Source organism: Billgrantia montanilacus (assembly GCF_003336675.1).
GTDB lineage: Bacteria > Pseudomonadota > Gammaproteobacteria > Pseudomonadales > Halomonadaceae > Halomonas > Halomonas montanilacus.
Genome location: NZ_QPII01000005.1, coordinates 30,643 through 49,529 on the forward strand (window position 1 = coordinate 30,643; position 18,887 = coordinate 49,529).

The following is an 18,887-nucleotide window of genomic DNA, read 5'->3' on the forward strand; positions in this document are numbered from 1 at the left end:
GGTAAAGAAGCATAGAGGGACATTAACTGAGGAGAAGGTGAATGACTGATAGCGAGCATCGTCTGGGTGTGTCTGGGGTCAATCTTGTGATGCGCCACTTAAAACTGAATCCTGTCGAGAAGCCCTCCATGGATGCAGCCATTGCAGAAATTGATCAGCTTTACGGGTTGGATAGTGTGTTCTTCGATGCCAAGAGGAGAAAGCTTCAATTAGCATATGATGCAACGCGACTTTGCCTTGATTGCGTCGAGGAGATATTGGATAAATATGACATTGAGGTGAGCGGTGATTGGTGGACGCGCTTTAAGGAAGAGCATTATCGCTTCGTCGATCAGAACGTGAAGGATAACGCCCGGCAAGAACCTTGGAGTTGTCATCGGACCCCGCCGGATTCACAGCACAGGCGATGACATCTAATAGCATATCCGCGTACCAGTTCGGCCAGGGCGTGTGCTCCCAGCGTCTTGATGGCCGGCTGTAACCAGCTCTTTATCTCCGTCATATACCGCATTCGCTTGTACAGTTTCTCCGACTGGTGCCGCTACTCTCGAGGTCGGGATCCAGGGCGTATATCAATCAGCGAGCCCGGCTGCTGGTCGCCGTGTGCGCCTCGGCAAAGGAGACCAGTCGACGTTGCTCCTCATCCCACAGCACGAGCCGCACCGATGCGAGGCTTTGCCGCAGCGTGAGGCGGCCGATATGGCGCAGTGCGGGATGGTCGCGCAGCACCTCGGGTAGCCGGTAGGAGGGGATGCGGCTGCAGAGGTGATGGACATGGTGGACCCCGATGTTGGCGGTGAACCAGCGCAGGGGGGCCGGCAGGTCATAGTGGGAGCTGCCGTGCAGCGCAGTCTCATGGAACGTCCAGTCGTCTTCGTGTTCCCATAGGGTCTCCTCGAACTGGTGCTGGACATAGAACAGCCAGACGCCGATCGAGGAGGCGAGAAGCGTGATGGGGAGTTGCACGAGCAGAAAGGGGATGACGCCGACCAGCCAGATCATGATGGTGACGAGCAGCGCGATCGCCGCGTTGGTGCTCATGGTGCTCAGCCAGGGCATCCAGCCCGCACGCATGAAACCGACTGGCAGGCGATGGTCCAGGATGAACAGGTACGCCGGACCGAGACCGAACAGCACCAGCGGATGCCGGTACAGGCGATAGCGGAGCCGCTCCCTTCGCGGCAAGCCCCGAAACTCGTGCACGGTCAGGGTGTCGATGCCACCGACACGCGGGCGATCGAGATTACCGGAGCTGGCATGATGTAGGGCATGGCTGTGCCGCCACAGATCGTAGGGCGTCAGGGTCAAGACACCGATGGCTCGGCCGACCCAGTCATTGGCAGCGCGAGACGGGAAAAATGACCCGTGGCTGCAGTCGTGCTGGATCATGAACAAGCGCACGAGAAAGCCTGCGGCAGGCACGGCGAACAACAGGCCGAGCCAGTAGCCAGCGCTCAGTGTGCCCCACATCAGTATCCAGAAGGCAGCGAAGGGGATCGCCGTGGCCATCAGTTCCAACACGCTGCGCGCCAGGCGCGGCGTGCGGTACTCACCCAAGGCGCGCTTCAATGCCCGTGGCTCGGCGGTGATGTCGATAGTCGGCGTTTTTTGGGGGTCCATGACGGTAGGTTGGTGTCCGTCACACACCCTGTCTGTACGGTACCGCACGTATATGGGTACGGTCGTCGGGGGTGGCCTGGCCTGCACAGCTGGCGTCACGGCGCACGTCTGAGGTGATCTTCCTACTGCTGCCGTGGATCCGTCGGCAGCGCTTCCACCAGCCCCAGCGCCACGCAGATGCGCACCAGCTCGGCCAGGTTGTGCGCCCCCAGCGCCTTCATGGCCCGCAGCCGGTAGACCTCCACGGTCTTGGCACTGATGTCGAGGTGCTCGGCGATCTCGCGGCTGGTCATGCCTTCGGCGACGTGCACCAGTATCTGCCGCTCCTTGGGGCGGAGGGCGGCGTAGCGGGCCTGGACGGTCTCGAGCCTGGCCCTGGTCTGGCGCAATTGTTGGTGCTCGGCCATGGCCCTCTGCACGGCATCGATCAACTGCTGGTGATTGAAGGGTTTCTCGATGAAGTCGAAGGCCCCTGCCTTGAGCGCCGTCACCGCCATGGGCACGTCACCGTGTCCGGTCATGAAGATGATCGGCGCGATGTCGCCGCGCTCGTTCAGCCGCTGCTGGACCTGCAGGCCGCTGAGACCGGGCATGCGCACATCGAGCAGTATGGCCGAGAAGCTGTCGGGTTCAGCGGTCAGGAAGGCATCGCCGTCGGCAAAGGCGTGGGTGGCCAGGCCCACGGAATCCAGCAGCCAGGCCAGCGAGTCGCGCAGGGCTTCGTCATCGTCGACCACGGCGATGCGGGGCACAGCGTGGTCTGAATGGGCCGAAGGGGTGATCACGCGTCTCTCCTGGGCGAGCGTTCAGGCGGAGGCAGGCCGGGTCGTCAGCGAGCCGGGTTCGGCCTGCAGTGTACCCGCAAAGGTAGCGCCGTCGGAACCGCTGGTCAGCACCAGGTTGCCGCCCATGGCTTCCATCAGCGAATGACTGATGGCCAGACCCATCCCCAGGCCGTCGGAGCGGGTGGAGTGGAAAGGCTCGAAGAGATGTGTCGCCAGGGATTCACTGATGCCGGGCCCCCTGTCGCTGACGGTGAAGGTGACTTCCCGGGGGCCGCTGCGCCAGGCGCGGATTGTGACCCGGTCGGCTCCATGCCGGTCGCGGCTCGCCTCCAGCGCGTTGAGCAGCAGGTTGACGAAGACTTGTTCCAGCGCCACCGGATCGGCCATAACCCGGGGCAGGGCGTCGGCCAGGTCATGCTCGATGGCGACGCCGGCCTGCTGATACTGCCAGTCGCAGAGGCAACAGGCGGCGTCGACGATGCCGGCCAGCACCAGCGGCCGAGGCCGAGTCTGGCCCTTGCGCACGAAGGTGCGGATATGACGCAGCCGCTCGTCCAGGCGCTGGACCTGCTCGTTGATACGCGCAAGGGGATGCGCCAGGTCGCTGGCGGGACGGCCCGGGCTCGACTGCAGCTGCATCAGCGCGCCGCTGGAGTAGTTGGCGATGGCCGCCAGCGGCTGGTTGAGCTCATGGGCGATATTGGAGGCCAGCTCGCCGGTGGTGGCCAGCCGGTTGGCATGGGCGATCTGCTCTTGATGACGGCGCGCCTGATCCTCGGCGGCCTTGCGCAGGCCGATATCGCGATTGAGCAGCGATAGGTGATCGGGCTCGGCGCCGGGCCCATGGTGGGCCAGTACCACGCTCAGCACCGGCACCGACCCCTTGGGCCCCGGCATTTCCAGCTCACCGCTCCAGGAGCCGTAGCGTGCCACGGCCGGGAGCACGATATCGCGAAGAATGGTGAGCGAGGCCGGCGTATAGGCCTGGTCGAGCCGGCCATCGAGGCCATCCCTGGGCAGGCTCAGCAACCGGCGCGCGGCCTCGTTGGAATAGATGAGGCGATCGTTGCCGTCGGCAAAGAGCACATAGTCGGTGGTCGACTCCACCACTCGGGCCAGGCGCTCCCGGTTGGCCTCGGCGCGGATGCGCCGGCCCACGTCCCGGGAGACGCAGAGGATATCGAGCAGTTCGCCGGTCGAGGGGTCGCGGCGGGTGCGGCTGGTAGTCTCGAACCAGACATAGCGTCCATCCTTGGCCCGGAAGCGATAGGTCTGCTGGTAGAACCCATCGTGGTAGTACACCCGGGGCGACTTGTTGAGCAGGTCGGCCAGGTCAGCCGGGTGGAAGTGATCGTAGGCCGAGGAACCGATCAGCTCCTCGGGCTCGAAGCCGAGCAGCTCCCGCGCCGCCTGGGAAGCGTAGAGGAAGGTGCCGTCGCGGGCGTGGCGGGAGATCAGGTCGGTGGTGCTCTCCGCCAGCCATTGGTAGTGGCGTTTTTCCTCCTCGAGCTCAGCGTTGTGTGATTCCAGCTCGGCGCAGCGGGCCTCCAGGGCGGCAAGCCGTTGGCGCAGGCGGGCAGCGTCGTCGCCAGCCATCAGCGTGCCGGGTCCACCAGGCCGCCCAGCGAGGCGTTGCGACGGAACCAGCCGGCAATGCTGGCGCGGGGCAGGCGGGTCGGCAGCACCTCGTGGGGAACGCGCTCGGAGAGAAAACAGGCGAAGTTGCCGGCAGCGGGCGCTACGCGGGCCACTTCACGCTGCGGGTCGTTGCCGGCAAAGATCACCATTTCGCCGCCGCCATCGACGGGCCAGTCGGGGTTGAGGTAGCCCACCGTGGACACCACTCGATTGGCCCGACCCTGGAAACTGTCCAGGTGTCGCTGGTAGAAGGCACCGGGAGGGTAATGGGCGAAATGGGCCTCGTACTCGAAGAGCCCCAGGAACAGCGCCTGATTGAGCTCACGTTGCAGGTTGGCCATGGCCTCGAGGTAGCGCCGCTGGGCCAGGCTGCCGCGATCGAGCCAGTGGATGGCATCGCCGCGGATATCACGGCGCAGGGTGTGCTGAAGACCCCGGCCGATGCCGGCCGACTCGAGGGCTTCGCTCTCGGCCAGGGTCATCAGCTCCCGGTACAGGTCGTGACACAGCTCGGTGTCGAGAATGGCCTCGCCGATATACCAGCCCTGGTCGACCAAGGCGTCGACCAGCCGGGGAAGGGCGCTGACATCGAGGGCCGGGCGGGTGGCTGGGGGCATCGGGACGTCTCTTCTCCGTGGCGACAGCGGTGGTCAGGGGGTGGGCGTCTCGCTGTGCAGCGTGCGCAGCAGGCGTTCGGGAAAATAGCACAGACGGCCGGTCGGTGGCTCCTCCAGCAGGCTCACTGGGCGCCCGAACCCCTCGGCCAGCAGTTCGACCAGCATCATCGAGGAGAGCCCCCAGATCACCTGCCCGGCGGCATGATAGCTGGGTACATAGTGGAGGCGCCCATCGACCGGAATGACATCGGTATGGTGGCGCCTGTCCTCGAGGAACAGCGACAGCTCCACCTCGAAGATGGTATCGAGTTCACTGGGATCGGGCACGAGCGGCAGGTCGGGAGGAATCAGGCCCACATAGGGCGTGACCAGGATGCCGTGCAGCGATATCACGTCCGAAAGCCGTCCCAGCAGTTCGACCCGTTCCGGCGGCAGGGCGATCTCCTCCCGGGATTCCCGCAGCGCGGTGAACAGCAGGTCGGGGTCGGCCTTCTCGCGCTTGCCACCGGGGAAGGCGACCTGACCGCTGTGGGTGCTGAGATGGCTGGCGCGGCGGGTGAAGAGCAGCGTCGGCTCGGGGCGGTCGACGATAGGCAGCAGCACTGCGGCCTGTGGCATGTCGAGTCGCATGCGGCACGGGGTATGTGCTTGCAGGCGTTTGCGAAGTTTCTCTAACATGGGGTTTCCATCGGGTTTGATTCGTTCTACCGGCCGCCATTGCCACCGTCAAGCCCGAAGCCGGGCGGTATCGCACCGCTCGTCAGCCTGCCAGGGAGCCCCATGAACTTCTGCAGCCATTGTGGCCATACCGTGCGTTTCGCGATTCCGGCGGGGGATGACCGGCCAAGATACCTGTGCGACGACTGCGGAACCATCCATTACCAGAATCCGCGTATCGTAGCCGGTACACTGCCGGTGAGCGGTTCGCAGGTGCTGCTGTGCCGGCGCGCCATCTCTCCGCGCAAGGGCTTCTGGACCCTGCCCGCCGGCTTCATGGAGAACGCCGAGACCACCGTCGAAGCCGCCGTCCGGGAGACCCTCGAGGAGGCCTGCGCCGACGTCAGCATTCACGGCCTGTATACCCTGATCAACCTACCCCATATCAATCAGGTCTACATGATCTTTCGTGCCGATCTGGCGGGCGGCTTTGCCGCCGGGCCCGAGAGCCTGGAAGTGGCGCTTTTCGAGGAGCACGAGATCCCCTGGGACGAGCTGGCCTTCCCCACCATCGAGCGTACGCTTCGCCATTTCTATGCCGACCGTGGCGGCAACGACTTTCCGCTGCATATCAGCGATATTACCGCCGAGGATCGCGAGCGCTACTTTGGTTCGGCCTGACAAGGAAACTTCATCGTGGACAAGTTCGAGGTAAAGCTGGATCAGGCGGCCCGCGCCGCCTGGATGTCCTTCGTGGGCGGCATGACCCAGGATGAAATCGCCCAGCAGCTGGGCGTGTCGCGACCGGGGGTGCAGCGACTGCTGGCGTTGGCGCGCCAGGAGGGGCTGGTCAAGGTGCACATCGATCACCCGATCGCCTCCTGCATGTCGCTGGCGGGTGCCATTCGCGAACGCTTCGGCCTGGACTACTGTGACGTGGTGCCGGCGGAGGCGGGGGCCGCCGAAGGGGCGGCCAACTACCTGGCCGTGGCGGGGGCAGAGCGGGTGGCACGCCTGGTCGAGCGGGTCGAACCATTGACGCTGTCGCTGGGAACGGGACGAGCCGTGCGTGCCACGGTGGAAGCCCTTAGCCGCATCGACCGCCCCCAGCACCGCTTCGTCTCGCTGGTCGGCAACGTGGCGCGTGATGGCTCCTCCAACCGCTACGACGGCGTGATGGTGGCGGCGGACAAGACCGGCGGCGAGCGCTTCCTGCTGCCCGCTCCCGTGGTGGCCAGCTCCGTCGAGGAGAAGCAGGCGATGCAGGCACAGCGGCTGTTTCAGGCGATCTTCCAGGTGGCTCGCGAATCCGAAGCCGCCTTCATCGGGGTGGGGCAGATCGATCGCCAGGCCACGCTGTTCCAGGACCAGTTCATTTCCGAAACGGAGCTGGACGAACTGCTGGGCATGCACGCCGTGGGGGAGTTGCTGGGTTGGCCTCTGGATAGCCACGGTAATGTGGTCGATTGCTCCATCACGCGGAGGGTAACCAGCTTGCCCCTGGAGATGTTTCGCGACCAGCCGCTGGTGGGGCTGGCAGGAGGGAAGGACAAGGCGCCGGCGATTCTGGCTTCGCTTCGCGGCGGTTGGCTCAAGGGGCTGGTCACGGACCAGGTGGCGGCCCGCTATATCGTCGAGGCCCGCTGACAGCCACCATTAGCGGCAATCTCCTTTATCGTTAGCCGAAAGTCTAAGCCGCCGTGCTTTGCTTTTTTTGATGTCATGTCCGATCATTTGATCGAACGATGATCATAATGATCAAAAAAGACCAGAACAGCCAGAACCAGAACAACCTGTTCACAACGACTTGTTCACAACAATTTGTTCACAACAACAATGCACGCACACCAAGGAGCCCTTCCATGAAGCTCACCCACGCCTTGCCGCTGACGGCGCTCGTCGCCGCCGTCTCAGCCGCAGCCCAGGCCCAGGAAATCACCGTCGCCACCGTCAACAACAACGACATGGTGATCATGCAGAGCCTGACCGATGAATTCGAGCAGGCCCATCCCGGCATCAGCGTCAACTGGGTGGTGCTGGAAGAGAACGTGCTGCGACAGCGGACCACCACCGACATCGCCACCGGCGGCGGCCAGTTCGACGTGATGACCATCGGCACCTATGAAGTCCCCATCTGGGCCGAGCGCGATTGGCTGGTGGGCCTGAACGGACTGCCGGATGCGTATCAGGTCGACGACCTGCTGCGTCCGGTGCGCGATGGCCTGAGCCGTGACGGCGTGCTGCATGCGCTGCCGTTCTATGGCGAAAGCTCGATGCTCTACTATCGCCAGGACCTGTTCGATGAGCACGGCATCGAGATGCCCGAGCAGCCCAGCTGGGAAGAGGCGAGGGAGTGGGCGAGCGAGCTCCACGATCCCGATAACGGCCTCTACGGTATCTGCCTGCGTGGCAAGCCAGGCTGGGGCGAGAACATGGCCTTTGTCTCGACCCTGGTGAATACCTTTGGCGGGCGCTGGTTCGATGAGGACTGGAACCCGGAGATCGACTCGCCCGAATGGCAGGCGGCCATCGAATTCTATGTCGACCTGCTCGGCAACTATGGCCCGCCAGGAGCCAGCTCCAACGGTTTCAACGAGAACCTGGCGCTCTTCTCCGGTGGGCGCTGCGCCATGTGGGTCGACGCCACCTCGGCGGCAGGGCGCCTGTTCGACCCGTCGGAGTCTGACGTGGCGGACGCGCTCGGCTTCTCCCAGGCGCCGATCGCCGAGACCCCCAAGGGCTCGCACTGGCTCTGGTCCTGGGCGCTGGCGATTCCGGCCACTTCCCAGCAGCAGGATGCCGCCCAGCAGTTCATTACCTGGGCCACCTCCCGGGAGTACATCGAACTGGTCGGCGAGCGCCACGGCTGGACCAGCGTGCCCCCCGGTACGCGCACCTCGACCTACGAAGACGAGCGCTACATCGAGGCGGCGCCCTTTGCCAGCTTCGTCCTCGATGCGATGCAGAACGCCGATCCCACCGATTCGACGCTCAAGCCGAGCCCCTATATCGGCGTACAGTTTGCCGGCATTCCCGAGTTCCAGGCCATCGGCACCCAGGTCGGACAGACCATCGCCGCAGCCTTGACCGGCCAGACCACCGTCGAACAAGCCCTGGTCTCGGCCCAGCGCAGCGCCGAGCGCGCCATGCGTCAGGCAGGTTACTACGACTGACCGCCCTGGCGCGCCGCCGGCCGGGAAGACCCCGGCCGGCTTCCCCCTCTACTTTCCAAGTGGTCGATACCATGCGTACACGAGCTTCCGGGCGGACCGTTGGAGGTCTGCGCTCCCTGTCGCTGCAGGCGCCAGCCGTCACGCTGCTGCTGATCTGGATGCTGGTTCCGCTGGGCATGACCCTGTGGTTCTCCTTCCAGCGCTACAACCTGCTGATGCCGGGCATGGAGCGGTTTGCCGGCTGGGAAAACTACGAATACCTGCTGACGGACCCCGCGCTGTGGTCCTCCATGGCCACCACCCTGGTACTGGTGGGCTCGGTGCTGGCGATCTCGGTGATCGGTGGCACCCTGCTGGCGGTGCTCTACCAGCAGGACTTCTTCGGTCAAGGCGTGGCTCGGGTGCTGGCAATCTCGCCCTTTTTCATCATGCCCACCGTCAGTGCCCTGGTGTGGAAGAACATGATGATGCACCCGGTCAACGGCGTGCTGGCCTGGTTCTCGGGACTCTTCGGCCTGCCCGCGGTGGACTGGTTCTCCAACTACCCTCTGCTGTCGATCATCATTATCGTCGCCTGGCAGTGGCTGCCGTTTGCCCTGTTGATCCTGCTCACCGCGATGCAGTCCCTGGACGACGACCAGGTCGAGGCGGCGCGCATGGACGGCGCCGGGCCCCTGGCGGTGTTCTTCTTCATCACCCTGCCGCACCTCAAGCGGGCGATCAGCGTCGTGATCATGATCCAGATGATCTTCCTGCTGACGATCTTTGCCGAGATCTACGTCACGACCTCGGGCGGCCCCGGGCTTGCGACAACCAACCTCGCCTACCTCATCTATATCCGCGCGCTGCTGGAGTTCGACGTCGGGGGTGCCTCTGCGGGTGGGGTGATCGCGATCATCCTGGCCAATATCGTGGCCATCTTCCTGATCCGCATGGTGGCGAGGAATCTCGATGACTAGCCCGAAGGAATCTTCCATGAACCATTCCCAGTACCGGCGATTCGGGTTGGCCATCCTGGCCTGGGGCATCACACTGGTGATCTTCTTCCCGATCTTCTGGATGGTGCTGACCGGCTTCAAGACCGAGGCCCAGGCCATCGCCGACCCGACCCTGTTCTTCACTCCGACGCTGGACAGTTACGCGGCGGTGCAGGGGCGCGCCGACTACCTGAAGTTCGCCTGGAACAGCGTCTATGTTTCGTTCGGCTCGACGCTCCTGGCGCTGTTGATCGGCATCCCCGCGGCCTACTCGATGGCCTTCCTGCCGACCAAGCGCACCAAGGGCACCCTGCTGTGGATGCTCTCCACCAAGATGCTGCCGCCGGTGGGCGTACTGGTGCCGATCTACCTGATCTTCCGCGACCTGGGCATGCTCGATACGCGCATCGGCCTCACCCTCATCTACACCCTGATGAACCTGCCGATCGTGATCTGGATGCTCTACACCTTCTTCAAGGACCTGCCCAAGGACATCCTCGAAGCAGGGCGCATGGACGGTGCCAGCACCCTGCAGGAGGTCCTTTACCTGCTGATTCCGCTGACGCTTCCCGGCATCGCCTCCACCGGCCTGCTGTCGGTGATCCTGAGCTGGAACGAGGCGTTCTGGAGTCTCAACCTGACCTCTTCCCGTGCGGCACCGCTGACGGCCTACATCGCCTCCTTCTCCAGTCCCGAAGGCCTGTTCTGGGCCAAGCTCTCGGCGGCTTCGACCATGGCGGTCGCGCCGATCCTGATCTTCGGCTGGCTCACCCAGAAACAGATGGTTCGCGGCCTGACCTTCGGCGCGGTCAAGTAACAGGACATTCTCATGGCTACATTACAACTCAAGCAGATCGCCAAGCGCTTCGACGATACCGAGGTGCTCAAGGGCATCGACCTGGTGGTCAACGATCGCGAATTCGTGGTCTTCGTCGGCCCCTCCGGCTGCGGCAAGTCGACCCTGCTGCGTATCATCGCCGGGCTGGAAAGCGCCAGCTCCGGTGACCTCCTCGTCGACGGGCAGCGGATCAACGACGTCGGCCCCGCCGACCGGGGGCTGGCCATGGTGTTCCAGAGCTACGCGCTCTATCCGCACATGACCGTCGAAGACAACATGGGTTTCAGTCTGCGCCTGGCCAAGGTGCCGAAGGGGGAGCGTCGCGCCAAGGTGCGTGAGGCGGCCCGGATACTGCAGCTCGAACCGCTGCTGGATCGCAAGCCCAAGGCCCTCTCCGGCGGCCAGCGTCAGCGCGTGGCCATCGGTCGTGCCATCGTGCGTAACCCCAGCATCTTCCTGTTCGACGAGCCGCTCTCCAACCTCGATGCCGCCCTGCGGGTGCAGATGCGCATCGAGCTGGCGCGGCTGCATGAAGAGCTCGACGCCACCATGATCTACGTGACCCACGACCAGATCGAGGCCATGACCATGGCCGACAAGATCGTCGTCCTGCAGGCCGGGGTGGTGGAGCAGATCGGCTCGCCCATGGAGCTTTATCACCACCCTTGCAATCGCTTCGTGGCGGGCTTCATCGGCTCGCCGAAGATGAACTTCCTGCCCGTCGAGGCCGTGGGCAGCGACGAGCGCGGGGTCGAGGTGACGTTGCCCGGCGGCGGCGGCAGCGTGGTGCCGGTGAGCGGTGACGGGGTCGTCGCCGGGCAGTCGCTGGAGCTTGGCGTTCGCCCCGAGCATCTGCTGCTCGACGAGCAGGGCCCGCTCCGCGGCCGGATCGAAGTCATCGAGCGCCTCGGCGGCCAGACCTCGCTCTACGTCAGGATGGAGGATGCCCTGGTCACCATCACCGCCGACGGCGACGTGACCAACGCCGTGCATGACGAGGTGCGCTTCGGCTTCGAGCAGAAGCGGGCCCACCTGTTCGATGGCCAGGGGCTGGCCCTGCAGGGGCTGCATCGCCATCCGCTGTCCGAGCTGGAACGCCGGGACAATCGCGCACGCCCCGATGCTGGCGCCTGAAGGAGCACGAGGCATGCAGACCCTGATCTTTGACTGCGACGGCGTGCTCGTCGATAGCGAAGCATTGGCCGAAGAGACCCTGGCCGAGCGGCTTGGCAGCTGGCTGCCCGACCTCGACCTGGAGCGGCTGCTCAGCCAGGCACTGGGCATGACCACGGCCGACATCCTCGATCACCTGGAGCGACTCAGCCGTCACTCACTGCCGACGGATGCGGCCGAGCACATCGACTCGGCGATCGAAGCCCGGCTCGGCGCCGAACTCTGCGCTATCGCTGGCGCGGCAGAGGCGATCAGAGCGATCGCCTTGCCCAAGGCGGTCGTCTCCAACAGCCGCCGCAGCCGGGTGGTGGCATCGCTGGCCACCACGGGGCTCGACACGGTATTGGGCCTGGCGCCGATCTTCACCGCCGAGCAGGTCGAACGCCCCAAGCCCGATCCGGCCATCTACCGCCTTGCAGCCCATGAGTTGGGTCTCACGCCCCGTGAGTGCCTGGTGGTCGAGGACAGCGTGGCCGGGGTCAGCGCCGCCCATGCCGCTGGCATGACCGTGATCGGCTTCACCGGAGCCAGCCATCTGGATGCGGGGCAGGGGGCGAGGCTGCTTCAGGCGGGTGCCTGGCAGGTGATCGATCGCTTCAGCGAACTCGAGGGATGGGTGAACGACTGGCAGCGAGCTGCCGACTCCATACAGCCATGACGAGACACAAGACATGAGACTCAACGACAAGACCGCGGTAGTCACCGGCGGCGCGCGCGGGATCGGCCTGGCCATCGCCCGGCGCTATCTCGACGAGGGGGCGGCGGTGGTCATTGCCGATATCGACCGGCTCGCCATCGACGAGGCAGTGGCTGGCCTCGCGCAGCACGCAGAGGTCTCCCGGGTGCTGGGGGTTCGCCTGGATGTCTGCGACAAGGGTTCCATCGATGCCATGGTCGAAGCGGTGAGCGAGCGCTTCGGCGGCATCGACATCCTGGTGAACAATGCCGCCGTCTTCGACATGGCGCCGGTGCTCGAGGTGACTGAGGCGAGCTACCACCGGCAGTTCGACGTCAACGTCAAAGGGCTCTTCTTCACGCTGCAGGCGGTGGCGCAGGCCATGATCGCGCGGGGGCGGGGCGGCAAGATCATCAACATGGCCTCCCAGGCCGGCCGCCGCGGAGAGCCCCTGGTCAGCATGTACTGCGCCACCAAGGCGGCGACCATCAGCCTGACCCAGTCCTGCGGGCTGGCGTTGATCGCACATGGCATCAACGTCAACGGGATCGCCCCCGGCGTGGTCGACACGCCGATGTGGGACGAGGTCGATGCGCTCTTCGCCCGCTATGAGAACCGTCCTATCGGCGAGAAGAAGCGCCTGGTCGGCGAGGCGGTGCCCTACGGGCGCATGGGACGCCCGGAAGACCACGCCGGCGCGGCGGTCTTTCTTGCCTCGGATGACAGCGACTACGTGGTGGCCCAGACACTGAACGTCGATGGCGGCAACTGGATGAGCTGAACCGCGCAGGCTGACGAGAAGCGTCAGGCTTGCGCCCAGCGTCGGGCAGGCGATGATGACGGCTCGTCAGCCCGACTGTGAGGACATTGTCATGTATCCCGAGCTTCAGGATATCGCCCGCCAGATCATCGAGGCCGCCGCCGGTCGGCGGCGGTACATCGTCGCCCTCGCCGGCCCCCCCGGCAGTGGCAAGTCGTATCGCTCCGAGCTGCTGTGCGATGCCATTGCAGCGCTGCGGCCCGGCGATGCCGTGGTGGTGCCGATGGATGGCTACCATTTCGACAACGCGGTGCTCGAGCCGTCCGGCGAGCTGCCGGTCAAGGGTGCGCCGCACACCTTCGACGCCGACGGCCTGCGGGTGGATCTCGAGCGCATCCGGCGCGGCGACCGGGACGTGGCCGTGCCGGTATTCGATCGCCCGCTGGACCTGGCCCGGGCCGGCGGGCGGCTGATTTCCCGGGACCACTCCATCGTGCTGGTCGAGGGCAACTATCTACTGCTCGATGAAGCGCCCTGGCGCGAGCTCCACGGACTCTTCGACCTGACGATCCTGCTCGATGTCGACGACGAGGTGCTCGAACAACGCCTCTTCGAACGCTGGCTGGACATGGGCCAGGAGCCAGCCAGTGCCCTGGACAAGGCCCGCCACAAGGACATGCTCAACGCGCGACTGGTGAAGTCGCGCTCCATTTCGCCCGACCTGGTGTGGCGATGACCACGCCGAGGTCAGTCAACGCCGAGTAATGCTTGGCCGGGGAGACTTCATGACCGTTCTCGACAACCAGCACCTTACCGAACTCAATGCCGAGGTGGCGTCGCCACGCTACCCGAGGCAGGCGATCACGCCGGGCATCGTCCATATTGGCGTGGGTGGCTTTCACCGCGCTCATCAGGCCATGTATGTGGACGACCTGATGAACTGCGGCGAGGCGTTGGACTGGGGTATCGTCGGGGTCGGTGTGATGCCGGGCGATAGGCGCATGCAGCAGGTGCTGGCCGCTCAGGACCACCTCTATACGCTGATGGTCAAGCACCCCGATGGTCACCTCGAGCCCCGCGTGATCGGCAGCATGATCGATTATCTGTTCGCCCCGGACGACCCCGAGGCGGTGATCGAACGAATGGCCGATCCCGCTATTCGCATCGTATCTTTGACCGTCACGGAGGGCGGCTACAATTTCCACCCGGTGAGCGGCGAGTTCGACCTCGACAACCCACAGGTGCGTGCTGACCTCGCCGAACCGAGCTGTCCGAGCACGACCTTTGGCCTGGTGGTGGAGGCGCTGGTGCGGCGCCGTGCCCGAGGCATTGCCCCGTTCACGGTGATGTCCTGCGACAATATCCAGGGCAATGGCGAGGTGGCTGGGCGGATGTTCAGCGCCTATGCTCGAGCCCGCGACGCTGAACTGGGCGAGTGGCTGGCCGCCGAGGTGGCGTTTCCCAACTCGATGGTCGACCGCATCACCCCCGTGACCACCCCATCCGACATCGACGAATTGGCTGTGCGCTTCGGTGTCGAGGACGCCTGGCCGGTGGTCTGCGAGCCCTTCACCCAGTGGGTGCTGGAGGACCGCTTCGTGGCGGGTCGGCCTCCCTTCGAGGCGGTCGGTGTGCAGCTGGTAGAGGACGTAGAACCCTACGAGCTGATGAAGCTGCGCCTGCTCAATGCCAGCCATCAGGCGCTCTGCTATTTCGGCTACCTGGCCGGCTACCGCTACGCCCATGAGGTGTGCCGGGACCCGCTGTTCGTCGACTTCCTGCTCGCGTACATGCGCCACGAAGGCTCGCCGACGCTGCCGCCGGTGCCCGGGGTGGACCTCGAGCAGTACCGAACGACCCTGATCGAGCGATTCGCCAACCCCCAGATCAAGGACACCCTGGCGCGGCTGTGCGCCGAGAGTTCGGACCGTATCCCCAAGTGGCTGCTGCCGGTGATCCGCGAGCAGCTCGCCAGGGGCGGGGAGATCCATCGAGCGGTGGCGGTGGTGGCAAGCTGGGCGCGCTATGCCGAGGGTGTCGACGAGCAGGGCGCGCCCATTGCGGTCGTCGATCGCCTGAAGGGTGAGCTGATGCGGATCACCGCCGGCTACCGCGAGCATCCGGCGGCCTTCATCGAGAACCGCGAGCTGTTCGGCCACCTGGCCGAGGAGCCGCGTTTCCGCGAGGCCTACCTGGCCACGCTGGCATCGCTGCACGAACGCGGCGCACGCGCTACCCTCGAATCACTGGTTCAGTCGAAAGGGACGACATGATGTATATCGGGGTGGACTGCGGCACCCAGAGCACCAAGGTCGTGGTGCTGGATGCCGAACGGGGCAGGCTGCTGGCGGAGGCGAGCCGGCCACATCATCTCTGCGAGGGCGATGACGGTCGTCGTGAACAAGATCCGGAGGACTGGATTGAAGCGCTGCGGGGCGCCTTTCACGAAGCGGTGGCCCGGGCGGGGATTGACCCCCGGGCAATTCGCGGTATCGGTGTCTCCGGCCAGCAGCACGGTATGGTGGCGCTGGACGAGCACGATGATCCGGTTCATCCCGCCAAGCTGTGGTGCGACACTGCGACCGCAGCACACAATGCCGCCCTGATCGAGCGGCTGGGCGGCGAGGCCGGCTGCCTCGACGAGCTCGGCCTGGTGCTGCAGACCGGCTACACGGCCTCCAAGCTGGCCTGGCTGCGCGAGCACCAGCCTGCGGCGTATAGGCGTATCGAGAGCCTGCTGCTGCCCCACGACTACCTCAATTTCTGGCTCACCGGCGAGCGGGTCACCGAGGCCGGCGACGCCTCGGGCACCGGCTATTTCGATACCCGGCGGCGAAGCTGGAATCGCGATGTCTTTGCCATCATTGCCCCGGAGCTCGACCCCGACCGGGTACTGCCGCGGCTGATCGATTCCAGTGAAAAAGCCGGTGTGGTTCGCCCTGATGTGGCGCGCGAACTGGGGCTCGGCCAAGGCGTCCTGGTTTCCAGCGGTGGTGGCGACAACATGATGGGGGCGATCGGTACCGGCAATATCCGGCCCGGCCTTGTCACACTGAGCCTGGGTACTTCGGGAACCGTCTGTGCCTATTCGCGGGAGCCGTTGACCAGCGGCGACCCGCTGGTGGCGAACTTCTGTTCCAGCAACGGGGGCTGGCTGCCGCTGGTGTGCACCATGAACGTGACTTCCGCCACTACCCGGATGCGCGAGCTCTTCGGGCTGGACCTGGCGGCGTTCGGTGACTGTATCGAGCGGGCTCCGATCGGGGCCGGCGGGGTGACGGTGCTGCCGTTCTTCAACGGTGAGCGAGTGCCCATGCTGCCCGAGGCCTCGGCCAGCTTCCTCGGCATGACCAGCCTCAATACCCGTCGCGAGAATCTCTGCCGTGCCGTCATGGAGGGGGCAACCCTGGGGTTGCGCTATGGGCTCGAGCGGATGGGGGCGATCGCCGACGGGGCCAGCCAGATCCGCCTGATCGGCGGCGGTGCCAGGAGCGATGCCTGGCGCCGGATGGTCGCCGATGCGACCGGCACCCAGGTGGTCTGCCCTCAGATTACCGAGGCGGCGGCGCTGGGTGCGGCGCTGCAGGCGCTGTGGTGCCACCGGCTGGCCGAAGGCGAGGCCGCCAGCCTGGAAGCGATCTGCTCCAGGCTGGTCAGCCTCGACGAGCGCTCGCTGGCCGACCCGGATCCCGAACGTGTCGATGCCTATGACGACGTGTACCGACGCTACCGTCGGGCGCTGGCCGACCGTCACGGCATCCAGGCCTGAGCCTCGTTCGTTCGCATGACAACCCAACAGGAGCAAACCATGACGTCTCGGCTCGACAATCTCAAGCGCCACTCACTGGTGGTGGCCGATACCGGCGATCTGGAGGCAATCCGGCGCTATCGGCCACAGGATGCCACCACCAACCCTTCGCTGTTGCTGAAGGCCTTCGAGCTGCCCGGCTACCAGGACCTGATCGACGCCGAGCTGGCGGCGGTCAAGGCGGAGGGCGTGGATCACGACACGCGCCTGGCCCACGCCGTGGATCGGCTGGCGGTGGCGATTGGCAGCGAGATCAGCCGGCTGGTGCCGGGTCGCGTCTCTACCGAGGTGGCAGCGCGGCTCTCCTTCGACACCCAGGCCAGCATCCGCAAGGCGCATGAGCTGGTGGAACTCTATGATCGCCACGGCGTAGGGCCGGAGCGGGTGCTGATCAAGCTGGCCTCCACCTGGGAGGGCATCCGCGCCGCCGAGGCGCTGGAGCGAAAGGGCATCCAGTGCAACCTGACGCTGCTGTTCAGCGACGCCCAGGCCCAGGCCTGCTTCGATGCCGGCGTGTTTCTGGTCTCGCCCTTCGTCGGCCGCGTCACCGACTGGTACAAGAAAGAGACCGGGCAGGACTATGCGCCCGACGAGGATCCTGGCGTGCAGTTCGTGCGCGGTGTCTGCGAACGTGCCGGCAGCGGTGGGTTCGACACCGTGGTGATGGGCGCAAGCTTCCGCAGCGTCGGCCAGGTGCTGGCGCTGGCCGGCTGCCCACGCTTGACCATCTCGCCGGCGCTGCTGGAGGAGCTGGCCGCGAGCGAAGGCGAGGTTCCGCGCCGGCTGGAGTTGGCTCGTGCACAGGGCGAAGCCCCCGGGCGGATCAGCGAAGCCGAGTTCCGCTGGGGACACAATCAGGACGCCATGGCCAATGACAAGCTGGCCGAGGGCATCCGGCGCTTCGCCGAGGACCAGGCAGTTCTGGAGAAACGAATTCACGAGCGATTGGCATAGCGCGAGACGCACCTGCGTTCGACCAGCCGGCCACGCTCAGAAGCTCGCCAGCTGCCACACATCGAAGGCGGGTTCCTCATAGGGGTGAGCGGCTCTCAGGGCCGCCACCGCTTCCTCTATGAGATCGTCCTCGCAGACCAGCTCCACCTTGAGCTCCTCCACCCGCTCCAGGTCGCCGACCTGACCGATATGCGGGCTGGCACCGTCCAATGGGCGGAACTGCCCCGTACCCGGCGTCTGGAAGCAGCAGGCCTCGTAGTCGCCTATTCTCCCCGCGCCGGTCACGAAAACGGCTTCCTTGACGGCCTCAGCGTCCTCGACGGGGACGTAGAACGCTAACTTGTACATAGCTTGATCTCCTCTCTTTTCCTTCTCTTCTCTCTTTTCCTTTTCTGCTCACGCTTCCTGCGCTTCTCTCATTTTTTCGCTGTGATGGCAGCAACGGCACTGACAGGGCCGTGACGCCCGTGGGGCGAGCGAAAAAAATGTTGTACAAGTGCTGAACTAGTTGTCCAGAAGATGTACAAATATACTACCGTGTACAAGGGGAGGGCGCCGCGCCCATTCCTGCCGGTCAATTTCACCGCCCTTCGGGGCAGCAAGACACTAAGGAGCATCACTTATGAATGCCTTTACCGTCACAGCACCCAAGTGGATCGGCGCCAGTCTTCTCGGCCTCGCACTCGCGACCTCAGCCCATGCCGGTAGCCATGATCATGCCCAGGACGACATCGTCGATACTGCCATCGGCGCCGGGCAGTTCGAAACCCTGGTCGCAGCGGTTCAGGCGGCCGAGCTTGTCGAGGTACTCAAGGGCGAGGGTCCCTTCACGGTTTTCGCACCGACCGATGAGGCCTTCGCGGCACTGCCCGAAGGTACCGTAGACACGCTGCTGCTGCCCGAGAACCAGGCCCAGCTGCAGGCGATACTCACCTATCACGTGGTGCCTGGAAACGTGATGGCCGCAGAGGCCATGGAACTGGACAGCGCCACCACCGTGCAGGGCCAGGACATCACCATCACCACCATGGATGGCAGCGTGATGATCAACGATGCCACCGTCGTCCAGGCCGATATCGAGGCCAGCAACGGGGTGATCCATGTGATCGATGGCGTTCTGATGCCGGAGTGAGACGAGCCCCGCATCTCGTCTACCTCTCCTGTTTGCCACTCTTCTGGAGTGGCTTTTTTGTGCTCAGCTGCCAAGGAGG

The 18,887-nt window shown here is 65.0% G+C and carries 20 protein-coding genes; 14 read left to right on the forward strand and 6 right to left on the reverse strand.

All coding sequences use genetic code 11. The features are described from left to right. Window positions 1-41 precede the first annotated feature (41 nt). Window positions 42-410, forward strand: a complete 369-nt coding sequence (locus tag DU505_RS08640) for a cation transporter (protein WP_114478598.1) — start codon at window positions 42-44, stop codon at window positions 408-410. A gap of 166 nt (window positions 411-576) precedes the next feature. Here the strand turns inward: DU505_RS08640 and DU505_RS08645 are convergent, their stop codons facing one another. From DU505_RS08645 to DU505_RS08665, 5 genes are all read right to left on the reverse strand, one after another. Beyond that, the gene (locus DU505_RS08645) at window positions 577-1,620 is read right to left on the reverse strand and encodes a fatty acid desaturase (protein ID WP_114478599.1); all 1,044 of its coding nucleotides are present in this window, start codon (window positions 1,618-1,620) and stop codon (window positions 577-579) included. Between the two features lie 122 nt (window positions 1,621-1,742). Then, complete coding sequence (locus DU505_RS08650; RefSeq protein WP_245947849.1) at window positions 1,743-2,405, reverse strand: response regulator transcription factor; 663 nt, start codon at window positions 2,403-2,405, stop codon at window positions 1,743-1,745. A gap of 21 nt (window positions 2,406-2,426) precedes the next feature. After that, window positions 2,427-4,001 (reverse strand): ATP-binding protein, encoded by a 1,575-nt coding sequence (locus DU505_RS08655; protein WP_114478600.1) that lies wholly within the window; start codon window positions 3,999-4,001, stop codon window positions 2,427-2,429. After that, window positions 4,001-4,660: a 2OG-Fe(II) oxygenase gene (locus DU505_RS08660; protein ID WP_114478601.1), complete on the reverse strand. Its 660-nt coding sequence runs from the start codon at window positions 4,658-4,660 to the stop codon at window positions 4,001-4,003. Before DU505_RS08660 ends, DU505_RS08655 begins: the two co-directional genes overlap by 1 nt. A gap of 33 nt (window positions 4,661-4,693) precedes the next feature. Next, window positions 4,694-5,338, reverse strand: a complete 645-nt coding sequence (locus tag DU505_RS08665) for a CoA pyrophosphatase (RefSeq protein WP_114478602.1) — start codon at window positions 5,336-5,338, stop codon at window positions 4,694-4,696. 102 nt (window positions 5,339-5,440) lie between these two features. Between DU505_RS08665 and DU505_RS08670 the strand changes: the two genes are divergently transcribed. The 12 genes from DU505_RS08670 to tal all read left to right on the forward strand — a co-directional run bounded on the left by DU505_RS08670 (window position 5,441) and on the right by tal (window position 17,676). After that, window positions 5,441-5,998, forward strand: a complete 558-nt coding sequence (locus tag DU505_RS08670; RefSeq protein ID WP_114478603.1) for an NUDIX hydrolase — start codon at window positions 5,441-5,443, stop codon at window positions 5,996-5,998. A 15-nt stretch (window positions 5,999-6,013) separates the two neighbouring features. After that, on the forward strand, window positions 6,014-6,964 hold the full coding sequence (locus tag DU505_RS08675; RefSeq protein ID WP_114478604.1) for a sugar-binding transcriptional regulator: 951 nt from the start codon (window positions 6,014-6,016) through the stop codon (window positions 6,962-6,964). Between the two features lie 215 nt (window positions 6,965-7,179). After that, window positions 7,180-8,490: an ABC transporter substrate-binding protein gene (locus DU505_RS08680; protein WP_114478605.1), complete on the forward strand. Its 1,311-nt coding sequence runs from the start codon at window positions 7,180-7,182 to the stop codon at window positions 8,488-8,490. Window positions 8,491-8,561: 71 nt separating this feature from the next. Further along, entirely contained in the window at window positions 8,562-9,449 is an 888-nt protein-coding gene (locus tag DU505_RS08685; RefSeq protein ID WP_114478812.1) for a carbohydrate ABC transporter permease, read from the forward strand. A gap of 16 nt (window positions 9,450-9,465) precedes the next feature. Then, window positions 9,466-10,284 carry a carbohydrate ABC transporter permease gene (locus tag DU505_RS08690; protein WP_114478606.1) on the forward strand — a complete coding sequence of 273 codons (819 nt, stop codon included), beginning with the start codon at window positions 9,466-9,468 and terminating at the stop codon, window positions 10,282-10,284. A 12-nt stretch (window positions 10,285-10,296) separates the two neighbouring features. Beyond that, on the forward strand, window positions 10,297-11,439 hold the full coding sequence (locus DU505_RS08695; protein ID WP_114478607.1) for an ABC transporter ATP-binding protein: 1,143 nt from the start codon (window positions 10,297-10,299) through the stop codon (window positions 11,437-11,439). A 13-nt stretch (window positions 11,440-11,452) separates the two neighbouring features. After that, entirely contained in the window at window positions 11,453-12,136 is a 684-nt protein-coding gene (locus DU505_RS08700) for an HAD family hydrolase (RefSeq protein WP_114478608.1), read from the forward strand. A gap of 13 nt (window positions 12,137-12,149) precedes the next feature. After that, window positions 12,150-12,935 (forward strand): L-iditol 2-dehydrogenase, encoded by a 786-nt coding sequence (locus tag DU505_RS08705; RefSeq protein WP_114478609.1) that lies wholly within the window; start codon window positions 12,150-12,152, stop codon window positions 12,933-12,935. Window positions 12,936-13,026: 91 nt separating this feature from the next. Further along, complete coding sequence (locus tag DU505_RS08710) at window positions 13,027-13,650, forward strand: nucleoside/nucleotide kinase family protein (RefSeq protein WP_114478610.1); 624 nt, start codon at window positions 13,027-13,029, stop codon at window positions 13,648-13,650. 49 nt (window positions 13,651-13,699) lie between these two features. Further along, window positions 13,700-15,187 carry a mannitol dehydrogenase family protein gene (locus DU505_RS08715; protein ID WP_114478611.1) on the forward strand — a complete coding sequence of 496 codons (1,488 nt, stop codon included), beginning with the start codon at window positions 13,700-13,702 and terminating at the stop codon, window positions 15,185-15,187. Continuing rightward, complete coding sequence (xylB, locus tag DU505_RS08720) at window positions 15,187-16,683, forward strand: xylulokinase (RefSeq protein ID WP_114478612.1); 1,497 nt, start codon at window positions 15,187-15,189, stop codon at window positions 16,681-16,683. The genes DU505_RS08715 and xylB overlap by 1 nt, the downstream gene beginning before the upstream one ends. 39 nt (window positions 16,684-16,722) lie before the next feature. Further along, a complete protein-coding gene (gene tal / locus DU505_RS08725; RefSeq protein WP_114478613.1) occupies window positions 16,723-17,676 on the forward strand; it encodes a transaldolase in 954 nt (317 codons plus the stop codon). Window positions 17,677-17,712: 36 nt separating this feature from the next. Here the strand turns inward: tal and DU505_RS08730 are convergent, their stop codons facing one another. Further along, on the reverse strand, window positions 17,713-18,024 hold the full coding sequence (locus DU505_RS08730; RefSeq protein WP_114478614.1) for a YqfO family protein: 312 nt from the start codon (window positions 18,022-18,024) through the stop codon (window positions 17,713-17,715). 274 nt (window positions 18,025-18,298) lie between these two features. On the opposite strand from DU505_RS08730, the gene DU505_RS08735 reads away from it, so the two are divergent. Then, the gene (locus DU505_RS08735) at window positions 18,299-18,808 is read left to right on the forward strand and encodes a fasciclin domain-containing protein (RefSeq protein ID WP_114478615.1); all 510 of its coding nucleotides are present in this window, start codon (window positions 18,299-18,301) and stop codon (window positions 18,806-18,808) included. Window positions 18,809-18,887: the final 79 nt, after the last annotated feature.

Bases quoted from the DNA above. Each gene is read 5' to 3' on its own strand.
- DU505_RS08645 (WP_114478599.1), bottom strand. From the start codon at position 1,620: ATGGACCCCCAAAAAACGCCGACTATCGACATCACCGCCGAGCCACGG.
- DU505_RS08705 (WP_114478609.1), top strand. From the start codon at position 12,150: ATGAGACTCAACGACAAGACCGCGGTAGTCACCGGCGGCGCGCGCGGG.
- DU505_RS08690 (WP_114478606.1), top strand. From the start codon at position 9,466: ATGAACCATTCCCAGTACCGGCGATTCGGGTTGGCCATCCTGGCCTGG.
- DU505_RS08685 (WP_114478812.1), top strand. From the start codon at position 8,562: ATGCGTACACGAGCTTCCGGGCGGACCGTTGGAGGTCTGCGCTCCCTG.
- tal (WP_114478613.1), top strand. From the start codon at position 16,723: ATGACGTCTCGGCTCGACAATCTCAAGCGCCACTCACTGGTGGTGGCC.
- DU505_RS08655 (WP_114478600.1), bottom strand. From the start codon at position 4,001: ATGGCTGGCGACGACGCTGCCCGCCTGCGCCAACGGCTTGCCGCCCTG.
- DU505_RS08695 (WP_114478607.1), top strand. From the start codon at position 10,297: ATGGCTACATTACAACTCAAGCAGATCGCCAAGCGCTTCGACGATACC.
- DU505_RS08680 (WP_114478605.1), top strand. From the start codon at position 7,180: ATGAAGCTCACCCACGCCTTGCCGCTGACGGCGCTCGTCGCCGCCGTC.
- DU505_RS08700 (WP_114478608.1), top strand. From the start codon at position 11,453: ATGCAGACCCTGATCTTTGACTGCGACGGCGTGCTCGTCGATAGCGAA.
- DU505_RS08735 (WP_114478615.1), top strand. From the start codon at position 18,299: ATGAATGCCTTTACCGTCACAGCACCCAAGTGGATCGGCGCCAGTCTT.
- xylB (WP_114478612.1), top strand. From the start codon at position 15,187: ATGTATATCGGGGTGGACTGCGGCACCCAGAGCACCAAGGTCGTGGTG.
- DU505_RS08660 (WP_114478601.1), bottom strand. From the start codon at position 4,660: ATGCCCCCAGCCACCCGCCCGGCCCTCGATGTCAGCGCCCTTCCCCGG.
- DU505_RS08715 (WP_114478611.1), top strand. From the start codon at position 13,700: ATGACCGTTCTCGACAACCAGCACCTTACCGAACTCAATGCCGAGGTG.
- DU505_RS08730 (WP_114478614.1), bottom strand. From the start codon at position 18,024: ATGTACAAGTTAGCGTTCTACGTCCCCGTCGAGGACGCTGAGGCCGTC.
- DU505_RS08640 (WP_114478598.1), top strand. From the start codon at position 42: ATGACTGATAGCGAGCATCGTCTGGGTGTGTCTGGGGTCAATCTTGTG.
- DU505_RS08710 (WP_114478610.1), top strand. From the start codon at position 13,027: ATGTATCCCGAGCTTCAGGATATCGCCCGCCAGATCATCGAGGCCGCC.
- DU505_RS08665 (WP_114478602.1), bottom strand. From the start codon at position 5,338: ATGTTAGAGAAACTTCGCAAACGCCTGCAAGCACATACCCCGTGCCGC.
- DU505_RS08670 (WP_114478603.1), top strand. From the start codon at position 5,441: ATGAACTTCTGCAGCCATTGTGGCCATACCGTGCGTTTCGCGATTCCG.